Below are 17,844 nucleotides of genomic sequence, written 5' to 3'. Positions count from 1 at the left end.
GCCGGGGGGAGCGTGTCAATCCGTCGACGACCGCTCGGCGGAGGGGGCGGAGGACGGCTGCCCCTGCGACGGCCCTGCCGACCCCGCCGGACCCGCCAGCCCCGCCGTCCACTTCTCCTCGATCCGCGCCAGCTTCCACACCAGTACGGAGACGGCCCAGGTCGCGAAGAACAGGCCGACGATCACATAGCCCACGACGTTCAGATCGAGCCCGGACACCCAGTCCCAGAAGGCACCGTGCAGATCCGCCTGCTCGGCGACCAGCCCCAGTAGCTCGACCGTGCCGATCAGCAGCGCCACGGCGACGGACAGCCCGGTGATCGTGAGGTTGTAGTAGACCTTGCGGACCGGCTGGGAGAAGGCCCAGCCGTACGCGAAGTTCATGAACGTGCCGTCGATCGTGTCCAGCAGTGACATCCCGGCCGCGAACAGGACCGGCAGACACAGGATCGCGTACCAGGGCAGGCCGGAGGCCGCGCCCGAGCCGGCGAGCACCAGCAGGGCGATCTCCGTCGCCGTGTCGAAGCCCAGCCCGAACAGGACGCCGAGCGGGTACATCTGCCACGGCTTGGTGATCGACTTCATCAGTCGGCCCAGCAGCCGGTTCATCAGCCCCCGGCTGTTGAGCTGCTCCTCCAGCTGCGCCTCGTCGAACCGGCCGGAGCGCATCCCCCGGAAGACCTTCCAGAGCCCCGCCATGACCAGCAGGTTGATGACCGCGATGACGTAGAGGAACGCCCCGGAGACGGTCGTACCGATCCAGCCGGTGACGCTGTGCAGCGTGGAGCTGTCGTTCTCCACCGGTCCGGCCAGCTCCTTCACGCCCAGGGAGAGCAGGAACGCGAGCGCGAAGACGATCGAGGAGTGGCCGAGCGAGAACCAGAAGCCGACGGACAGCGGGCGCTGTCCGTCGTTCATCAGCTTCCGGGTGGTGTTGTCGATGGCGGCGATGTGGTCAGCGTCGAAGGCGTGCCGCATGCCCAGGGTGTAGGCGGTGACGCCGATACCGATGCCGAAGGTCTTGGTGCCCAGGCTGTGGTGTTCGGGAGCGACGAGCACCACGAGGGTGAACCAGCCGATCAGGTGCAGGGCCAGGATGAACGCGGCCATCCCGCCGAGCCGGGACCACTCCTGGCGGCTCATGGCTCTGCGGACCCGAGAAGCGGCGGAAGCCGGAGGGGTCGGAGAGTTCGGGGAGTTCGGGGAGGCGGTGGAACGGGGGACAGGAGCCATCGGTGACTAGGGCTTTCGTTCGAAGAGGACCTTCGGCGTCCACCCTTCTGCTGATGCATGGCACCTGCAACTAATGTGCAGCAAAGCCCTGGGCAGGGCTCTGCCATCCCCGGGGAAAGCCCGGGTCACCCCGGTCGTGCGTACGGCCTAGCGGACCGGCTCGACCTGCGGGTTTCCCTTCGTTCCGAGAGTTTTCCGGCAACCCCTTGACACGGGCTGCACAGCGTGGAAACTGGTCAATACACCAGAAAACCGGAGAATCGCACCGTCGGTGGAGACGTCCACGGACAAGAGATTCCCGCAGGCTCTGGCCAGGCCCCCGAAGCCCCTCGCTACCGGAGCCTCAGCGACGACTGAGGCAGATGGCAACGGTGAGGACTCCGGGGACTGTTTTTTGTGGGGACTGTTTTTTGTGCGGTGCACACGTCGTCGAGGACGAGGGCGAAGGCGCTCAGTCGGAGATCACGGCGGTGCGGCCGATCCACTCGCTGCTGTGCGCGGCCCGCAGCATGAAGTCGGCGACGTCCGCCCGGCTGATCGTCGGATTGCCGCGCATCGGCAGCCGGTCGTCCGCCTGGTAGCTGCCCTTGGCCGGGCCGTTGGTCAGCCTGGTCGGGTAGACCAGGGTCCAGTCCAGTCCGCTGGTGCGGATGCTCTCGTCGGCGATTTCCTTGTTTGCGTAGATCGACCGCAGCAACGTGCGGTACATCAGCTGCTGCGTCAGGCTCGACCACCGGAGGGTGTGCCCGACGCCGAACGACGACAGCCACACCAGGCGGGAGACCCCCGTCTCCCGGGCCGCGGCGATCACCGCTGCCGAGGAGCGTGTGAAGAGGCCCTTCGCGGCCAGGGAGCGGCCACGGCCGAGGGCGGAGATGACGGCGTCGCGCCCTGCCATGGCGGCGCTGACGTCGTGCTGCGAGGTGGCGTCTCCGGTCACCGTGGTGACCCGGCCCGCCAGGTCGCCCAGTGTGGCCGGGTTGCGGACGAGGACCGTGACCGCATCTCCGGAGCGCAGGGCCAGGTCGACGACATGGCGACCGGTGGGGCCGGTCGCTCCGAGGATCAGCAGCTTCATGACATGGACATCTTTCGTGTAGGGCGTCGGGTGCCGTGGAACGGGATCTGCACGGCAGCGACGGCTGCGACAGGTGCGATGACGGAGACGGCGCGCGCCTCCCCTCCGTGATGTGGCGTGGCGTGTCCCTGCCACAGACACCATGGACGTATGCCACACAGCATGGAGCTCAACGGTGATATTGAGGCGCTGTTCGAAGCCGCGCATGTCGCTCGCACCTACCGCTGCCGGGTCGCCGAACTCCTTGCCGCCCTCGACGCGGGCTCGCGATACCGGGCGGGAGACGTCCGCTGCAGGGGCCAGGTCGACGACGTGGCGGCTGCCGAGCATGCCGGCCTTCGACGGCAGGCGCATGGCGCCGAGGCCCGGGCCCGCAGCCCGGAGGCCCGCAGCCCGGAGGCACGCTCCGGATGGCTCGGCGACCGGTCAGCCGCTGGCGGGGCCGATCCCGAGGACCGGCAGGCAGTCACCGACGGCGACGAGTTCGATGTCGTCGCGCCGCCGCGTGATCCACTGCTCGCGGGTCAGCCGCCACTGCTTGATCTCCGCCGGCTCGCCGCGCCTGGTGTCCCAGGTGACGCCGTTCGGCACGTAGCCCAGAGATTGGGAGACACGGTTCGAGGCGTGGTTGTCGAAGAAGGCGTCGCTGCTCGCCTCACGGGCCCCCAACCCGTCGAAGGCCAGGTGCAGCACCGCCTGCCGCATCTCCGTGCCCAAGCCCCCGCCCCGCACGTCCGGGCTGAGCCAGGAGAAGGTGGTGACCGTACCGAATGCGTCGAAGTCGGTGCCGATCAGATCCTGCATGCCCACCGGCTCGCCGCCCGCCACCACGACGAAGTACAGACGCCAAAAGCTCGCACTGACCCGGCCCCGCCCGCGCCACACTCCTTGCAGCCAGCCCCACTCGCGCTGCGGGCTGTCCTCGTACAGGGACATCGGATCGTCGAAGGGCCACGGGGGTTGGGTGACCACGCCCTTGCGAACCGTCGGGACCAGGCGCTCCAGGAGCTCGTCCGTCGCCCCCAGCAAGGACAGACGGGGCGTGTGCACCTGCACGTTCAACGGGGGATACGCGGACAGGGGCGAGGCAGCCATCGGCATGGGCGCAACCCTATGAGCCGTCCGACATGGCACGCATCACATATTCGACCCGCAGCCTGAGCATGGTGACCGTCAGGCGGTGCCGTGCCGTGCCGTGCCCGCCGCCCGGCCGCCCGGCCGCCCCGCAGCGCCGCGGAGCGGCCGCGGGGCGCGATCCGGTGCGGGGCACCGTCCCCTGGCGCCGGTCAGCGGGTGGCGAGGAGTTCGAGCGTGTCGATCACGCGGTTCGAGAAGCCCCACTCGTTGTCGTACCAGGCGACCACCTTGACGTGGCGGCCGTCGACGCGGGTGAGGGCCGAGTCGAAGATCGACGAGGCGGGATTGCCCGTGATGTCGGTCGACACGAGCGGGTCGTCCGAGTATTCGAGGACCCCGGCGAGCGGGCCCTCCGCTGCGGCGCGGTACGCCGCCAGCACCTCATCGCGCGTCACGTCGCGGGCGACGGCCGTGTTGAGTTCGACGATCGAGCCCACCGGCACCGGCACGCGGATCGAGTCGCCCGACAGCTTGCCGTCGAGGTTCGGCAGCACCAGGCCGATCGCCTTGGCGGCGCCGGTCGTGGTCGGCACGATGTTGACGCCGGCGGCACGGGCACGACGGGCGTCGCGGTGCGGACCGTCCTGCAGGTTCTGCTCCTGCGTGTAGGCGTGCACCGTTGTCATGAACCCGTGCTCGATCCCGGCGAGTTCGTCGAGGACCGCGGCCAGCGGCGCGAGCGCGTTGGTGGTGCAGGAGGCGTTCGAGACGATCGTGTGCGCGGCCGGTTCGTAGGCGTCGGTGTTGACCCCGAACGCAAGTGTGATGTCGGCGCCGTCCGACGGCGCGCTGACGAGTACCTTCCTCGCACCCGCGTCGAGGTGGGCGCGGGCGGCCTCGGCCGAGGTGAAGCGGCCGGTGGCTTCCAGGGCGATGTCGACGCCGAGCTCGGCCCACGGCAGCTGCGCCGGTTCGCGCTCGGCCAGCACCGTGATCCGGCGGCCGTCGACGACGAGGGCGTCCCCGTCGACGGTCACCGGGCGCCCGAGCCGGCCGGCAGTGCTGTCGTAGGCGAGCAGCCGGGCGAGAGCGGCGGGCTCCGTCAGGTCGTTGACGGCGACGATCTCAAGGACGCTGTCGCGCTCCAGCAGCGCGCGCAGCACGTTGCGTCCGATGCGGCCGAATCCGTTGATGGCGATACGAGTCATGAGCGATGTCCTTTCCTTCGCCACCAGGCTCACCCCCGGCTCGCGCCGTGGACAGTGGCGGGATCGCCACGGTCCAAAAGGATCCCGTCAGGCGCTGCCGGGCGGGTTACTCGCCCCGGGCGAAGGTGCGCCGGTACTCGCTCGGCGTGGTCCCGAGGATGCGCTGGAAGTGCAGGCGGAGGTTCGCGCCGGTGCCGAGCCCGACGTCGTCGGCGATCTGCTCGACACTGCGCTGCGACCGCTCAAGCAGTTCGCGGGCCAGGTCGACGCGGGCGCGCATCACCCACTGCATCGGCGTATAACCGGTCTCCTCGACGAAACGCCGGGAGAACGTACGCGGCGAGACCCCGGCCTGCCGCGCCAGTATGTCGAGGGTGAGGGGCTCGCCGAGCCGGTGCAGCGCCCACTCCCGGGTGGCGCCGAAGCGCTCGCCGAGCGGATCGGGGACGCTGCGCGGCACGTACTGGGCCTGGCCACCGCTGCGGTAGGGGGCCGCGACCAGGCGGCGGGCCGCGTGGTTCGACGCGGCCACCCCGAGGTCGCCGCGCAGGATGTGCAGGCACAGGTCGATGCCGGAGGCGGCGCCGGCCGAGGTGAGCACGCTGCCCTCGTCGACGAACAGCACGTTCTCGTCGACTTGGACGAGCGGATGCCTGGCCGCGAGCGCCCGCGTGTAGTGCCAGTGCGTCGTGGCGCGCTTGCCGTCGAGCAGGCCCGTCGCGGCGAGCGCGAAGGCACCCGTCGAAATGGCGGCGAGCCGCGCGCCCCGGGCGTGGGCGGCGACCAGCGCGTTGACGACGGCCTGCGGCGGGTCGTCCCGGTCCGGAAACCGGTAGCCGGGAACGAAGACGATGTCCGCCCACACCAGGGCGTCGAGGCCGTGAGCGACGTTGTACGACAGGCCATCGCCGCCGGTCACGAGGCCGGGAGTCGCCCCGCACACCCGCACCTCGTACGGCATGCTCGTGCGAGTCGTGAAAACCTGCGCGGGAATCCCGACATCGAGCGGCTTCGCACCCCCGAGCACAAGGACAGCGACGCGATGCGGGTGGGAGTCTGGCACAGGGGAAGAGGCTACGCGGTGCGCCGTCCGACACGCCGCCGTCCACCGCCCGCCGGTGTCGCGGGCGTTGCCCCGGTGCTCAGGTGTACCTGCCCCCCACCCTGGACGCACCGAGAAGCACCCCTCAGTACGGTGTCACCGCCCCAGCTCTCTTGCCGGAGGCTGGGGCGGACGGCGCCGGACTCATGGTGCGCCCCACGATTGACGGGGTGGGGCGCACTCCCCGCGGTCGTGTACCTCCCGGATGCGACGTGGACCCTGACCACGAGACGGGCCCCTCGTTCGAATGAACGAGGGGCCGCATTTGTGCTCTGACCTGCTGTGCGGTCAGTGCCCCCGGCAGGATTCGAACCTGCGACACCCGCTTTAGGAGCCCTTTTTGATCAAGGCTGTGACCTGCGGAAACGTTGCCTGCTGAGTGTCTGAGCTGGAGAATCACCTCGATGTAATTCTCGCGTGATCGCGTGGTTTGTTGTCCTCATGTGTGCTGAATCCGTTCTGAGCGGGCGGCCGATGAGTGGTGTCTATGGCGGCCGACTTCGACGGCCGGCACGCTCCCGCGTCGGCAGTGGAACCACGGCTGCTCCCCGTAGCAGGGCACCGATTTCGTCCTGATTCGGGTGCTTGGAAGTGGTAGGCAGCGCCCGGCTTCGTGAGGCACGATCGGTCCTCGTACTCGTGGACGGGGGTGGGAGCTCGGAGTCAGCAAGGTCTGTGCGCGGCCACGTGAAGGGGGACTGATCATTGCTGCCAGTGCCGGAAGTGCCGTTACAACAAGGGAGTGGCGGGAGAGGGGCTGGAGGCGGGTCCGGTGGGATGACGGATCCCACGCGATTACTCTGCGCGGCCGCGTATCTGCGGCCCAACAGAGCAGCGGAGTTCGCTGACAAGCTCAAAGCATGGCGGCGCAAGAAGGCCAAGGAACTCGGCGACAAGTTCACCCCGAAGTCCATGCGTGAACGTCGCCTAGAACGCTTGACGAAGCGGGAGGCGGCCAAAGAGAAGTCCGCGTTGGAGCGACTAGAGAAGCTGGATGAGGACGAGCCGACGGAGCGCAAGCAGCCACGGGTACTGGTCGGCCACGAGTATGTCCGCTGGGTGCGCCGTCGTGTTGCGGACCAGGGCCGGCCGGTTCCGTCGCACGGATTCGATCTGGAGACGGTGCTCACCACGTGCGCCCAGGCGGAGCAACTACTGTGGCTGCGCCGGACTCTCATGGTCATGGCCTGCGCGCTCAGTGCGCTGTTGCTGCTGACTCCGATTGCCTATCTTGCACCCTTGGCGGTCGTGCTGGGGCTGTGCGCGGCGTTCTTCACAGATCGGTTACTCGCTCAGCGCCGCTTGCACGCTCTGATTCGTGCCGACAAGGCCAAGGTCTGGCATGCGGCTGTGCCGCGTCGGTTTCGGGACACGGTGGATCGGATCCGAGATGCGGTACATGGTGAGGTGGTGCCGTACCGAAATCAGGTCCGCTCGACAGGATCGAAGTATCACTTCGTTGGGGCAGGCAAGGTCTGGTACGAAACCCAGATTGGCTTCGACGTTGTGGCCGCCAAGCCGAGTGAGGGTAGTGACGCCGGTTCCGAGGACGGAGATGGCCACTCCAAAGTCTTGCCTGGTGCGAAGGAACTGCTGACAGGGGCGATGCCGGAAGGCGAGGTTATCCAGTTCACCCCTGACGACCTGCACGCGCACGTGACGCAGGAGCTTCAGCGTGCTGTTGACCCGCGGCCGGACTTCCATCCCGAAAGCCGCCAGGAAGTCTTCGGCGTCGCCGCGCTCGCCGCCGAGCGCTGGGATTCTCTGACGCCAGAACGGTGGGCGGGCCTGGTCACCCTGGCTCGGGAAGGGGCACTCGCTGCAGGTGCGCAACACGCCCCGACGGTCGCCCGCCGTTTCCTGTGCGCACGGACGACGTCCTGGGACGATGAGTTGATTGCCTCAGTATTCGTGGGCTTCTCTTATGAGAACCACTACCTACGGGTTGTCGTCCGGCCTCATGTAGTAAATCCTCTCCACCCCGAGATACGAGCGGCCGAGAGGACAGCGATGAGCAGAGGCTGGAAGTGGAGACGTCGCATGGCGTATCTCGCTGTCGTAGACACGGCCTGGTTCGTGGCCCGGCTTTTCAAACGGGGCAAGGAGAGCGAACGAAATCCTGCGGGAGATCCAGGTAAGGGGCCTGTCAGTCTGCGAGAGATCTATTCAACCCGGTATATGGACGATATGCTCCAGTACGACGACGCGCGTCGATATATCGAGATGATGCAGGGTCGGGTGCTTTCTGCTGTAGAGGGCTTTCTTGAGGAGCACAACGTGGACACCGGTGCGTACCGCGAGCAGATGACGGTCGTACTCAACAATGGTGTCATTAACACCGGTGAGATGAGCAATGTCCAGAACCAGCCGGGTGCGGTGGGCTCCCGGCAGGCGGCTGTAGGAGGAACGTGATGTTCGGTCGTAAGCGGCAACCTGAAAGCACCAACTCGGGTATCCAGAACAGCGGTTCGATGAAGAACGTGCAGAATCAGCCGGGAGCCTTTTATTCGACTCAGAGCCAGGACAACTCCGGTCTCGACAAGGACGACTTACAGGGTATTGCCGAGCTTCTGGTCCGCGTCCGGCAAGGAATCGATCGGGATCGAGACCAGGTTGACGACTACGACGTGTGTGTCGGCTTCCTGGACATGGTGGCTGAACAACGGCTGGAAAGTCCTGAGGAGCGGGCTGTGGCCAAGGGGTTGCTGGAGAAGGTCCAGCAGAAGTGCGGAGGGGTTCCGGGGCTGGTCTCTTTGCTCGCGTCGACGCTCGCGGCCATCTCTGCCCTTGCCTGAGGCATCGCCTCGTGCAACCACGACGCCCGCGCGAGATGGTCCAGAGGCTGCCCGGCCATTCTCGTACAGCCAGCGCCTATGCGATCACCAGGGGGCTGCCCAGGTAGGCTGCGACGCGAGGGCCGGGGTGTCTACTGCCAGCCGTCCAGCGATACCTGGGGTCCGTCGGTAAGGTAGCGGTGGAGGGCGCTGGCGGTGGTGTCTACGAACTCATCGGGGATCGCTTCGGCGTCGACCCAGCAGACCTGTGCATGCTTCCGCGGCTCGCGATTCTCGGGCTCGCCGGTCCACTCGTGGGCGGCGAAGACGACGGTGAGGAACCCGTTTGGTGCCTCGACGCCCCAGGCACCGTGGATGATGTGGGCGACCTTCAGGGACTCGGGCTTCACGGTGAGGCCCGTCTCTTCGTACAGCTCTCGGACTGCCGTTTCCGTGATGGGCTCGCCTGGGTCGCTTTTACCGACGGGGAGGTCCCACATGCCCCGGGCGAACTTGGCGTTCTCGCTGCGTTGCAGGAGCACGACGCGGTTGGTGGCCTTATCGTGGACGATGACGGCGGCGACCAGCAGAGTCATGGATTCGAGGGCGGGCTTGAGGGCTTTGGGCTGGTCTTCTGTGTTCGGCTGAGCCACGTCGCGTCCCTTCGTCGGCCAGGTTGGTGGCGATGCTATGCCAGTGCTTCGCGCGCATGGCGGGCGAGTTCGGCGGCACCGGGTACTTTGCGCCGCTGGTAGATGGCAAGGGGCGACCTCATCGACGTGATCGCCTTGCGGGTTCGGTCAGAGGTCATGCCCTCCATAAGCGTCAGAGCCTGCGACCAGGCAGCGACTGCCTCGTCAGCGCGGGCCTGGGCAGCCAGGCTGTCGCCGAGGTCGGCGTAGGTGAGTGCGTGAACCCGCTTGTACTTCTCCGGGTCCCAGCGGGTCAGGGCATCCCGGTGCTGTTGTTCGGTGCCAACGTGATCGGCCAGGTCGGTGAGGGTGCGGGCGGTGTGGCTGGCGACCGTGCCGGGTGCTGGTCCGCTGACGCGGGAGTAGCTGGGCTGGGGCGCGTCGTCGCGGAGCAGGGCGTCTTCGGCGGCCAGCAGGGCGCGGGCGGCGGCGGGCTTCTCGCCGACAGCGGCGTAGGCGCGGGCGTGGGTGATGTGGAGCAGGGCTTCGGTCTGGCCGTCGATGTGGCCGACTCCCTGGGATAGAGCGGCTTCGGCCAGGTCGACACAGTGGTGCGGCTGCTTGAGGCTGAGTGCCTGGTGGGCGAGGGCGCGCATCATCCAGGCGGCGTGGCCATGGGGGTCGGCTTCGCAGGCGAGCTGATAGCCGACCTGGTAGTAGCGCTGCGCGGCGCCCTCCTGGCCGAGGTCGTGATGCTTCCATCCGGCGAGGTAGGCGAGTTCGGCCACGGCGGCGAAGGCTGCTCGGCGCAGCGGCTCGGAGGGGAACCGTCCACGGAGCATGGGTGCGGCGGTGTCTGCGAGGTAGGCGGTGACGGTGGTCAGGCCGTGTCCGCCGCCGAGGCGTTCATCGGCTGCGCTGAAGGTGGCGGTGATCTGGCGTACGACCTCCACCTCTTCCAGGCCGATCGCGGCCGTGCCCGTGCGGGCACGCAGCATGCGCGTCGTGGTCTCGTGGTCGTAGGCGAGCGGCATGGCAACGCCAGCGGTCGTGAAGGCGGCCAGCGCGAGGAAGCGGCGGCGCTCGACATCGGCGCGGCCCAGGTCCGTGACCGTCAGAACTGGGTCGTGCTCGTCTGTCCGTTCGCTACCGGGCGCGCGCAGGCCGATCTCGGCCTGGGTGATGATGCGCCCGGCGCGGCGAGAGAGCGCCTCGGCGAGGTAGCCGCTGGTTCGGCCGGTGGGCTGACGGGCACCGCCCACCCAGTGGGAGACGGCCGACTTGTTCGTCTGAAGGATCTCGCCGTTCTCGGCAGCGACGCGCCGTACGTCTTTCGCTAACGCCTCGTACGTGCAGCCGACCGCATCGATGGTCTCGCGCAGGCGCCAGTTGGGTTCCTTCCGCGCTGCCACGTTGGCCTCCGTTCCGGGGGCTGTAAACCGCGTATACGGCTTGAACTGCCTCTCACCGTACCCACTGTGCGTGACGACAGGTTCACTGAAGTACAGCCGCCCGGAACTGCTCAACACGCTCCAGGCTCCCCCGCCGATCCGGGCGGCTTCCCGAAGAATCCTCCAGCGACACCGAGTTCGGGCATTCGTATGCCCGGACAGAGACGGAGACACGGTGACCATCATCGACACCACGGCCATCACGGTCGAACTGCCCGAAGCGTTAGACGAGCGCTGGTGCCGACTGCCCGGCATCCAGGTCGACGGCCGGCGCCTCACCATCGATCCCGCCGACTACTTCTTCCGCTTCGAGTCCAGCACGTGGCTCGTCGCCGACTGGGAGCTGGTCAAGGCCCACCTGCTGGCCGTAGAGGAGACCACCGAGAGCGCCGTCGAGCAGCTCGCGCTCGACTTCATCAAGAACCACGCCGAGTCCACATCCGACGCGGCCCGGGTGCTGCGCACCGCGTATGAGGTGTACGCGTACCTCTTCCGCGACGAGCACCTCGCCGGCCTCGGCCTTCCGCAGATCACCTCCGACCATCTGCGGATGCTGCGCGAGGCGGCGACGCTGATGGCGCTGAACAAGGTCGAACTGGATGGCCATATCTCCAACGTCGGCCCGTGCTGGTTCTTCCCGGCCGCCACCTCCGTCGTCTTCGACCTGGACGATGAGACCGGCGGAATGCTGGACGAGGTCTACCACGGCGGCTGGTTCAACGAGCACCGCCGCATCGAGTCCATCAAGGCCCACGCCGCCCTCGGCGGACGGCTCGTGCACGGCTGCCAGTCCGTGCCGGACCAGTCCGGCGGCGTCGTGGCGCCCTACGGTGCCTCGATGGCCGCCTTCCGCGACGACCTCGCGGCCTTCAAAGCCGGATGGATCAAGCAGGTCTACGCCCGCCGCGTGAGCGATCCCACGTAACCCGACCAGGTGTCCGGGGCGGGCTGCCGCCCCCGCCCGCCCCGGACACCTTCCACCGCAACTGGAGCCCTCTGATGGACACGAAACTCAACGCCGAACTCCTCGACAGCCTGCTCACCATCTCCGGCCGTCCGAACCCTGCCCGTGAGGAGATGCGGGTGTGGTCCATGTCCGGCGTCGAACGCCTCACCTTCCCCGACGGGACCACGGCAATCTTCAAGTACGCCAAGAAACCGTTCGACTGCGAGGACCAGGCGCTGCGACTGGCCCACAATCTCGGCATCCCCGTCCCGCAGGTCCTCGCCTCCGCCGTACAGGACGGCTGGCTGGGGATGCTGCTGGAAGATCTCGGCTCCCCCATCCGCGACGCCGAGGACCTCGACGGTGCCACGGCAGCCGTGGTCCTGCACGGCACCCGCAGCGCAGCGTCTCTTCCCCTCCTCGATCAGCAAGGGCTGCGCGCCTTGCCGCACCGCGCGCTCGACCACCTCGGTCAGCTGCGCAAGGAGGAGCGGTGGCAGGACGCAGACGACATCGGGGACGCCCTCGAACGGATCGCCCAGGCCGCCGACACCCGCTCAGCCGGTGCGACCATGGCGCCCTTCGGGTGGGTGCACTCCGAGTTCCACCCCACCAGCCTCCACATCGGCCAGCACGGCTGGCGCCTGCTGGACTTCGCTCGTGCCTTCACCGGCCCCGGCCTGCTCGACCTCGCGAGCTGGCACGGCACCCTCGACGCCGCCGACCCCGTACGCCTGCGCGCCTTCCTGGAGTCGTACGTGACGGAAGGTGGCACACCCGACGCCCTCGCCGAGCGGGGCGGGCTCGCGGCCGAGAAGTGGGCGCTGGGCTGGCACCGGGTGTGGGCCGTGGAGTGGTTCATGGAGCAGGCCATCCGCTGGATCAACGACCCGGTCTCGGACCCGGCGTACATCAAGGTCGTACGCCGCCACCTCACCGATGCCCTCCAACTCCTGGAGGCGTAGATGCTCGCCCAGACCACCCCGTGGTACGCCCACGCCCTCCAGCGCACCGCGGCCGGCCCCGCCGAACCGCTGCCCGTACCGGCACGCATGGAGTGGACCACACGGCCAGGTAGCGGGCCCGGCGCCGAGATCCTCGGCCCCGACCTGCGCCGCAAGCGGGTGCTGGAACTCGGCTGCGGCCCCGGACACTACGCCGCCTGCCTGGCCGCCCGCCACGGCGCCCGGGTCACCGGCGTCGACCTGGTCGGCCTCCAGGTCCGCCGGGCCCGATCCCACTACGGACGCCTCGCCAACCTCACCTTCGTCGCCGGTCATGCCCTGCATTACCTCCAGGCATCCGATGAGCCCTTCGACGCGATCTACTCCGTCTTCGGCGCCGTCGGCCTCGTCGCTCCCGAACTCCTGCTCCCTGCCATCACGCACTGCCTCAAACCGGGCTGCCTGCTCGTCTTCTCGGTGCCTCACCCCTTGCGCGCCGGCAGGCGCCCTTCCGCCGACGACCGGCCCCGTCGCGACTCCGTCGTCCTGCCTGATCGCAGCCGTCTGCCACTCGTCCGCTGGGACTTCGACGCAGACTGCTGGGAGAAGCACCTCAACCGGGCGGGTCTCTGGCTCGCCTCGGCCCAGGAGTTCCACGACGCCCGCCAGAACCGCTGGCCCACCACCCTGCTGATCACCGCACGCAAGCTCTGATACCAGCCCCGGCTCTCCCACGGAGGAACCGATGCGCGTGCCCTATCTGCTCCTCGACATCGACGGCGTCCTCATACCGTTCCCCGAGGACACAGGGACCGGCCCAGCCAGTCACGTCCACCACGAAGTCGTCCCCTCCCATCGGGACCCGGACGACCCGGTGACGATCTGGCTCAACGCCGCCCACGGCCCGCTACTCATGGACGTGATCCGCACCGGCCTGGTCACCCCCATCTGGTGCACGAGCTGGCGCCAGGACGCCGCCACCTTGATAGGCCCCCTCCTCGGACTCCCGACGCTCTCGTACGTGGATCTTCCACGCCCGCAGATCACCACTAGCCACCCCAACGGCTACCTGTGGAAACGCGACCACATCGACGCGTGGCTCGGCGACGCCCCCGCCGCCTGGATCGACGACGACTTCACCGGCCTCGATCACGAATGGGCCGCGGAACGCACCGCTCGCGGCCCGGCGACCCTCCTCGTACAGCCCGCCTCGCACGTCGGATTGCGGGCTGAACACCTGGCCGAGGTACGTGCGTGGGCCGAGCGGTTGCCTGTTCCACCAACGCTTGGACCCGCCACTCCAAGCGGAGTCTCGGCCGCCGGAAGCGCACGCGGAGGCCCCTAGATGGGGCCAGCGGCGGCTCCTTCGCTATCGACGGCGCCTCCGTTCTTCGATCCCTGTGTTCACGGTTGCAGTCGCAGAGTGTGACGGGGCCCATGCGCGAGTCGTGGGGTGATGAGTGCTTCGCGTGCGGGCTGCCTGCGCACGCTTGTTCGGCTGGGCGGTGATGCGCCAATTGAGGACCTCGGCGGGGCGCTGGGCGGTGTCGAGTTCGCGGCTGGCGGCGACCTTGGCCAGGAGGTGGCGGGGGTTGTGGCCCGCGCTCTCGGCGCGGGCGAGGGTGGTCGTCAGGGCGGGCCAGGTGGGGTCGGCGAGGACACGCTCGGCGTGGTCGGGGAGGGCCGCGCGAAGCTGCTGCTCGAAGCGGCGGGCGGTTGCGGGGGAGGGGGCTCGACGGGCGAGTTCCGACAGGACCGGCTTGGCAGCTTGCTGGTAGCCGTCTTGGAGGTGGCGGAGGGTCTGCTCGGCTGCGGCAGCCTGTTGCTGGTGACCGCGTTGCCGGTGCCAGTGGGCTGTGGCGCGGGCGAGGTGAAGGGCTGCGAAGATCACGGCGATGGCGAGTCCGCCCGGCTCGTGGGAGGCGTACGCGAGATCCTTGGCTGCCGCGTGAAGCGCGGCGGCTGCCTCGTGGTCTGCTCGGATGGCTGAGCGGCGGGCGCGGTTGAACGCGACTGCCGCGTGGCGGAGTTCCGACCGTGGCGGTCCTGTTGTGGCGCGGGCGAGATTGTGCAGGGCGTCGCCGAAGGCGTTCAGGTGGCCTTGGGCAGCAGCGTCGTTGGCTGAGTCCACAGCCGTTGTGGCTGCGTGCAGGGCGGTGGCGGTGTGGCGCCACACATCGGTGGGATCCGCCACTCGGTGCGGGTGGTCGGCGGCTTGCTGGGCGGCGAGGCGTTCGCGGAGGCGGTTGAGGGACAGGTCGGGGGCGAGCTTGGAACCGCCGTACCAGACCGGCTCTCCGTTCGCGTTGGTGTCGCCGGGGGCGGCCAGGCTGTAGCCGATCGCCTCGCCCGTATCGGGGCCGATCCGCGTCCTGACCTGGATGCCGAGGGAGCGCAGCACGGTGAGGTAGTCGTCCACTGTGCGTACGGCCGCGGCGACCGCGTACGCCTGCTCGCGCAGCCACTGGCGTGCGGTGACCGGCTGGCCCTGGCGCCGGGCCTTGGCGCGCTCGGCGCCGGTGGGGGTGCGCGGTGCGGTCCGGTCGCCGGAGGCGAGTCGGCGCAGCCCGAACTCCGTCTCGATCTTGCGGCACTCGGCCTGGGCGCGCCGGCCGTCACGGTGGGTCCGAGGGCGGCGTCCGTCTGCTCGGACCGTTGTGGCGAGGATGTGGATGTGGTCGTCGGCGTGGCGCACCGCGATCCACCGGCACGCCTGCTCATCCCCGTCCGGTGTGATGCCGGTGGCGGCCACGATGCGACGGGCCACTTCGGCCCACTCCGTGTCGGTGAGGTGGCGGTCGCCCGGGGCAGTGCGCACCGGGCAGTGCCACACGTGCTTCGGCGGCTTCCTTCCGCCCAGCTCACGGGCGCGCAGGTCGACGTGGTGGTCGAGGCGTCGGGCGAGGCGGGTGAAGGTGGCCGCCGGGTCACGGCCGGGGTCGGGGGCGCCCGCCAGGTCCCAGGCTGCCACGATGTGGGGATCGGTGTGCTCGTCGCGCCGCCCGGGGCCGTAGAGGTAGGCGATCAGTCCGCGAGTGTCGGAGCCGGCGGAGATGTCGGGGACCATCAGTCCCCCGTTTCCGTGTCGTCGGCGAGGAAGTGGTCGAGGAGCAGGTAGTCGCGTTCGACGGCCTGCTCGATGAGCGTCAGTACGGCTTCCGCGTGGTCGGGTATGGCTCCGGTGTTGAGGGCGCGGGTGATCTGGTTCAGATTGATGCCGATGCGACGCAGCTCGGTTCGATGCCGTTCGATGGTCTCGGTCAACGGGCGGATCGGGTCGTCTTCGGGGCTGCCGTTCAGTTCATGCTTGCCGAGCGCGAGGGCGAGAGCTGCGTCCCCGATGAATCCGGCGAACGTGCTGCCGCGCGCGGCCGCGGCGTGCTCGATGACGCGGTGGGCGGTCGGGGTGAAGCGGACGCTCTTGACCACAGTCCGCCTCTCTGCGACGCGCTTGCGGTACAGAGGTGCGGGCAGCGGGGGCTCGTCAGTGCCGCGGAGCGACAGGGACTCGGCAGAAGGCTCGGCGGGAAGTGGCGCGGGCTCGGACGGGAGGTCGTAGTGCTCGTCTGTCGGTTTGTCCTGCTCGGGCGTCCCCCGGCGCCCGGCCTCCTCCGCCACCCCCGGGGCGGAGGCATCTGCGGACGAACCCCCGAAGGAGTGTCGACCGCTCCAGCTTGCTGCTGTTCGTCGGGTAAGGGTGAACCATCCCCGGCGGCGCGAGGAGGCGGGGCTGGTGTCGTTGTCAGTGTGCATGGTGTGCTCCAGTGGCATGGGGGTGGGGTGGTGTCACGTCCGTCGCATGCGTCGCATGCCTGGTCAGCACAGGTACGGACACGAGCCCAGGTACGGAGAAGTCCGTCCCGGCGAGAGTGTCCGTCCCCGCGCTGACCTGCGCGGGGACGGACGCGACGCACAGCTACGGACTACGGCCCCGGTGGGGTCAGCGGGTCCGCTTGGGCTCGGCGGGGCCGTCGGGCGGGCCAACGGGCAGCGATGCCGTCGGGGCGGCGGGCGGCAGCCCGTGGGCCGGGCGCACGGGCGGAGCCTGCGGTGCGCGTTCGGACGCGATGTACGGCTGGGCGAGGTCGGGGCAGTGGCGAGCCCAGGCATCCAGGAACCGGTTGCGCTGATACGCCTTGGCCTGCTTGCCGCCCTCGAAGCGGTAGTTGGCCGAGCCGATGCCGAAGTCCCGCAGCAGGTTGCCCAGGTGGTAGGCGTTCAGCCCCTTCGTGCCGTACTCCGCCCACGGGCCGTCGGCATCCTGGAGCAGGGCCGCGACCAAGTCGTGGGTGGCCAGAGCCTCGGGATTGTCGGCCTGGGCGAAGATGCGGTGGATGTCGCGCAGCAGCCGCGTCTTCAGGCTGGTCTGCACGTCCTGGACGGCCTCGTGCCGCGTCATCGTCACGCAGGCCGTCCGCGCGCTCGCGGGCCAGTGGCCGCCGGCCAGGTCGGCGATGATGACCAGTGGCTCCCAGGTGTCCGCCGCCCTGTCCTCCACCGGCATGCTCGGCACCATCGTGGCGGCCTTGCTACGCAGCGGTCCCAGCCAGGCGGCCAGCCGGTCACGCAGCGCGTTGAGTTCGGGCACCGCGTAGCGCGAGCGGAACGGGGCGACCTTCTCGCCGGGCTTGCGCTTCTGCATGCGCAGCACGACCGCCCGGTCCATGATCGTGTCCGGCAGGTCGCCGATCCCGGCGATGGCGGCCATGGCGAAGGTGGGGAAGGGGGTGGGCTTGTGCTCCGGCCCGACGATGCGCCAGGCGGGGCGGTTGCGCTGGTGCCCGGCGTTGAGCAGGCCGCGCAGCTCCTCATTCTCACCCCTGGCGTTGGGGCCGAAGATGGTGTCGGCCTCGTCCACCAGCAGCGTGTGCGGGTCCTGCCCGATGGAGCGGAAGAGCACGGCGGTGGACATGTTCACCGTCATCATCGGCTTGTAGACAGTCTCGTGGAGCACGTCCAGGACACGTGACTTGCCGCACCCCTTGGTCGGGCTCGTGATCGCCAGGCGGGGCGCGTGCTGCAGCACGGTCTGGATGTGCGTGGCCGCCACCCACAAAGTGACCGCGGTCAGCGCCTCCTCGCTGGGGAGCACCACGTACTTGCCGATCGCCGCCCGCAACTCGGACAGCAGCTCGGCACCCTCGACCCCGCGGTCAGTCGGTCCCCCAGTGGTGGCGGTACCGCCACCACATCCCTCCGGTTCGCGGGGACTGTGGGGACCGGTCCCCGGAGCCCGTCCTGCGTTGTGGTGACCGGAGCCCGGGGACTGCTGACCGGAGCTGACCGGGGCTTGGAGACCGGTCCCCAAGCCGCCGACCTGCTGTTCTTTCGGGGGCGCAGCGATTTCGTCCTCGCGCTCTGTGGCTCGGGGACCATCCCCGGTCCCGGCCCCGCCGTCC

The 17,844-nt window shown here is 69.0% G+C and carries 16 protein-coding genes; 6 read left to right on the top strand and 10 right to left on the bottom strand.

Annotation, left to right across the window (positions count from 1 at the left end; translation table 11 throughout):
* Positions 1 to 15: 15 nt before the first annotated feature.
* From nicT to G5C65_RS13165, 5 genes are all read right to left on the bottom strand, one after another.
* The gene (gene nicT, locus G5C65_RS13185) at positions 16 to 1,143 is read right to left on the bottom strand and encodes a Nickel transporter NicT (RefSeq protein ID WP_165298987.1); all 1,128 of its coding nucleotides are present in this window, start codon (positions 1,141 to 1,143) and stop codon (positions 16 to 18) included.
* Positions 1,144 to 1,684: 541 nt separating this feature from the next.
* Positions 1,685 to 2,311 carry an NAD(P)-dependent oxidoreductase gene (locus G5C65_RS13180; protein ID WP_165298986.1) on the bottom strand — a complete coding sequence of 209 codons (627 nt, stop codon included), beginning with the start codon at positions 2,309 to 2,311 and terminating at the stop codon, positions 1,685 to 1,687.
* Between the two features lie 426 nt (positions 2,312 to 2,737).
* Positions 2,738 to 3,412, bottom strand: coding sequence for a GNAT family N-acetyltransferase (locus G5C65_RS13175; protein ID WP_165298985.1), 675 nt, complete (start codon positions 3,410 to 3,412; stop codon positions 2,738 to 2,740).
* A 185-nt stretch (positions 3,413 to 3,597) separates the two neighbouring features.
* The gene (gap, locus tag G5C65_RS13170) at positions 3,598 to 4,596 is read right to left on the bottom strand and encodes a type I glyceraldehyde-3-phosphate dehydrogenase (RefSeq protein ID WP_165298984.1); all 999 of its coding nucleotides are present in this window, start codon (positions 4,594 to 4,596) and stop codon (positions 3,598 to 3,600) included.
* A gap of 106 nt (positions 4,597 to 4,702) precedes the next feature.
* A complete protein-coding gene (locus G5C65_RS13165; protein ID WP_165298983.1) occupies positions 4,703 to 5,659 on the bottom strand; it encodes a helix-turn-helix domain-containing protein in 957 nt (318 codons plus the stop codon).
* An 816-nt stretch (positions 5,660 to 6,475) separates the two neighbouring features.
* Between G5C65_RS13165 and G5C65_RS13160 the strand changes: the two genes are divergently transcribed.
* Positions 6,476 to 8,110, top strand: coding sequence for a hypothetical protein (locus G5C65_RS13160; protein WP_165298982.1), 1,635 nt, complete (start codon positions 6,476 to 6,478; stop codon positions 8,108 to 8,110).
* On the top strand, positions 8,110 to 8,493 hold the full coding sequence (locus G5C65_RS13155) for a hypothetical protein (RefSeq protein ID WP_165298981.1): 384 nt from the start codon (positions 8,110 to 8,112) through the stop codon (positions 8,491 to 8,493). The genes G5C65_RS13160 and G5C65_RS13155 overlap by 1 nt, the downstream gene beginning before the upstream one ends.
* A 131-nt stretch (positions 8,494 to 8,624) precedes the next feature.
* On the opposite strand, the gene G5C65_RS13150 is transcribed toward G5C65_RS13155, so the two are convergent.
* Positions 8,625 to 9,125, bottom strand: a complete 501-nt coding sequence (locus G5C65_RS13150; protein ID WP_165298980.1) for an NUDIX domain-containing protein — start codon at positions 9,123 to 9,125, stop codon at positions 8,625 to 8,627.
* Between the two features lie 35 nt (positions 9,126 to 9,160).
* Positions 9,161 to 10,516, bottom strand: a complete 1,356-nt coding sequence (locus tag G5C65_RS13145) for an NsdA family TPR-like regulatory protein (RefSeq protein WP_165298979.1) — start codon at positions 10,514 to 10,516, stop codon at positions 9,161 to 9,163.
* Between the two features lie 214 nt (positions 10,517 to 10,730).
* Here G5C65_RS13145 and G5C65_RS13140 point away from each other — a divergent pair, with 214 nt between their 5' ends.
* The 4 genes from G5C65_RS13140 to G5C65_RS13125 all read left to right on the top strand — a co-directional run bounded on the left by G5C65_RS13140 (position 10,731) and on the right by G5C65_RS13125 (position 13,790).
* Positions 10,731 to 11,480: a hypothetical protein gene (locus G5C65_RS13140; RefSeq protein WP_165298978.1), complete on the top strand. Its 750-nt coding sequence runs from the start codon at positions 10,731 to 10,733 to the stop codon at positions 11,478 to 11,480.
* A 74-nt stretch (positions 11,481 to 11,554) separates the two neighbouring features.
* Positions 11,555 to 12,466 (top strand): phosphotransferase family protein, encoded by a 912-nt coding sequence (locus G5C65_RS13135; protein ID WP_165298977.1) that lies wholly within the window; start codon positions 11,555 to 11,557, stop codon positions 12,464 to 12,466.
* Entirely contained in the window at positions 12,467 to 13,159 is a 693-nt protein-coding gene (locus tag G5C65_RS13130; protein WP_165298976.1) for a class I SAM-dependent methyltransferase, read from the top strand.
* A gap of 31 nt (positions 13,160 to 13,190) precedes the next feature.
* Positions 13,191 to 13,790, top strand: coding sequence for an HAD domain-containing protein (locus tag G5C65_RS13125; RefSeq protein WP_165298975.1), 600 nt, complete (start codon positions 13,191 to 13,193; stop codon positions 13,788 to 13,790).
* A 24-nt stretch (positions 13,791 to 13,814) separates the two neighbouring features.
* Here G5C65_RS13125 and G5C65_RS13120 read toward each other — a convergent pair whose 3' ends face one another.
* From G5C65_RS13120 to G5C65_RS13110, 3 genes are all read right to left on the bottom strand, one after another.
* A complete protein-coding gene (locus G5C65_RS13120) occupies positions 13,815 to 15,512 on the bottom strand; it encodes a relaxase/mobilization nuclease domain-containing protein (protein WP_165298974.1) in 1,698 nt (565 codons plus the stop codon).
* On the bottom strand, positions 15,512 to 16,063 hold the full coding sequence (locus G5C65_RS13115; RefSeq protein ID WP_165298973.1) for a plasmid mobilization protein: 552 nt from the start codon (positions 16,061 to 16,063) through the stop codon (positions 15,512 to 15,514). Before G5C65_RS13115 ends, G5C65_RS13120 begins: the two co-directional genes overlap by 1 nt.
* Positions 16,064 to 16,385: 322 nt before the next feature.
* Entirely contained in the window at positions 16,386 to 17,564 is a 1,179-nt protein-coding gene (locus tag G5C65_RS13110; RefSeq protein ID WP_206441731.1) for a DUF3631 domain-containing protein, read from the bottom strand.
* Positions 17,565 to 17,844 lie beyond the last annotated feature (280 nt).

The organism is Streptomyces boncukensis (assembly GCF_011045075.1).
GTDB lineage: Bacteria > Actinomycetota > Actinomycetes > Streptomycetales > Streptomycetaceae > Streptomyces > Streptomyces boncukensis.
Note: the sequence above shows the minus strand (reverse complement) of the source record. Positions and strands in the feature narration are given on the sequence as shown.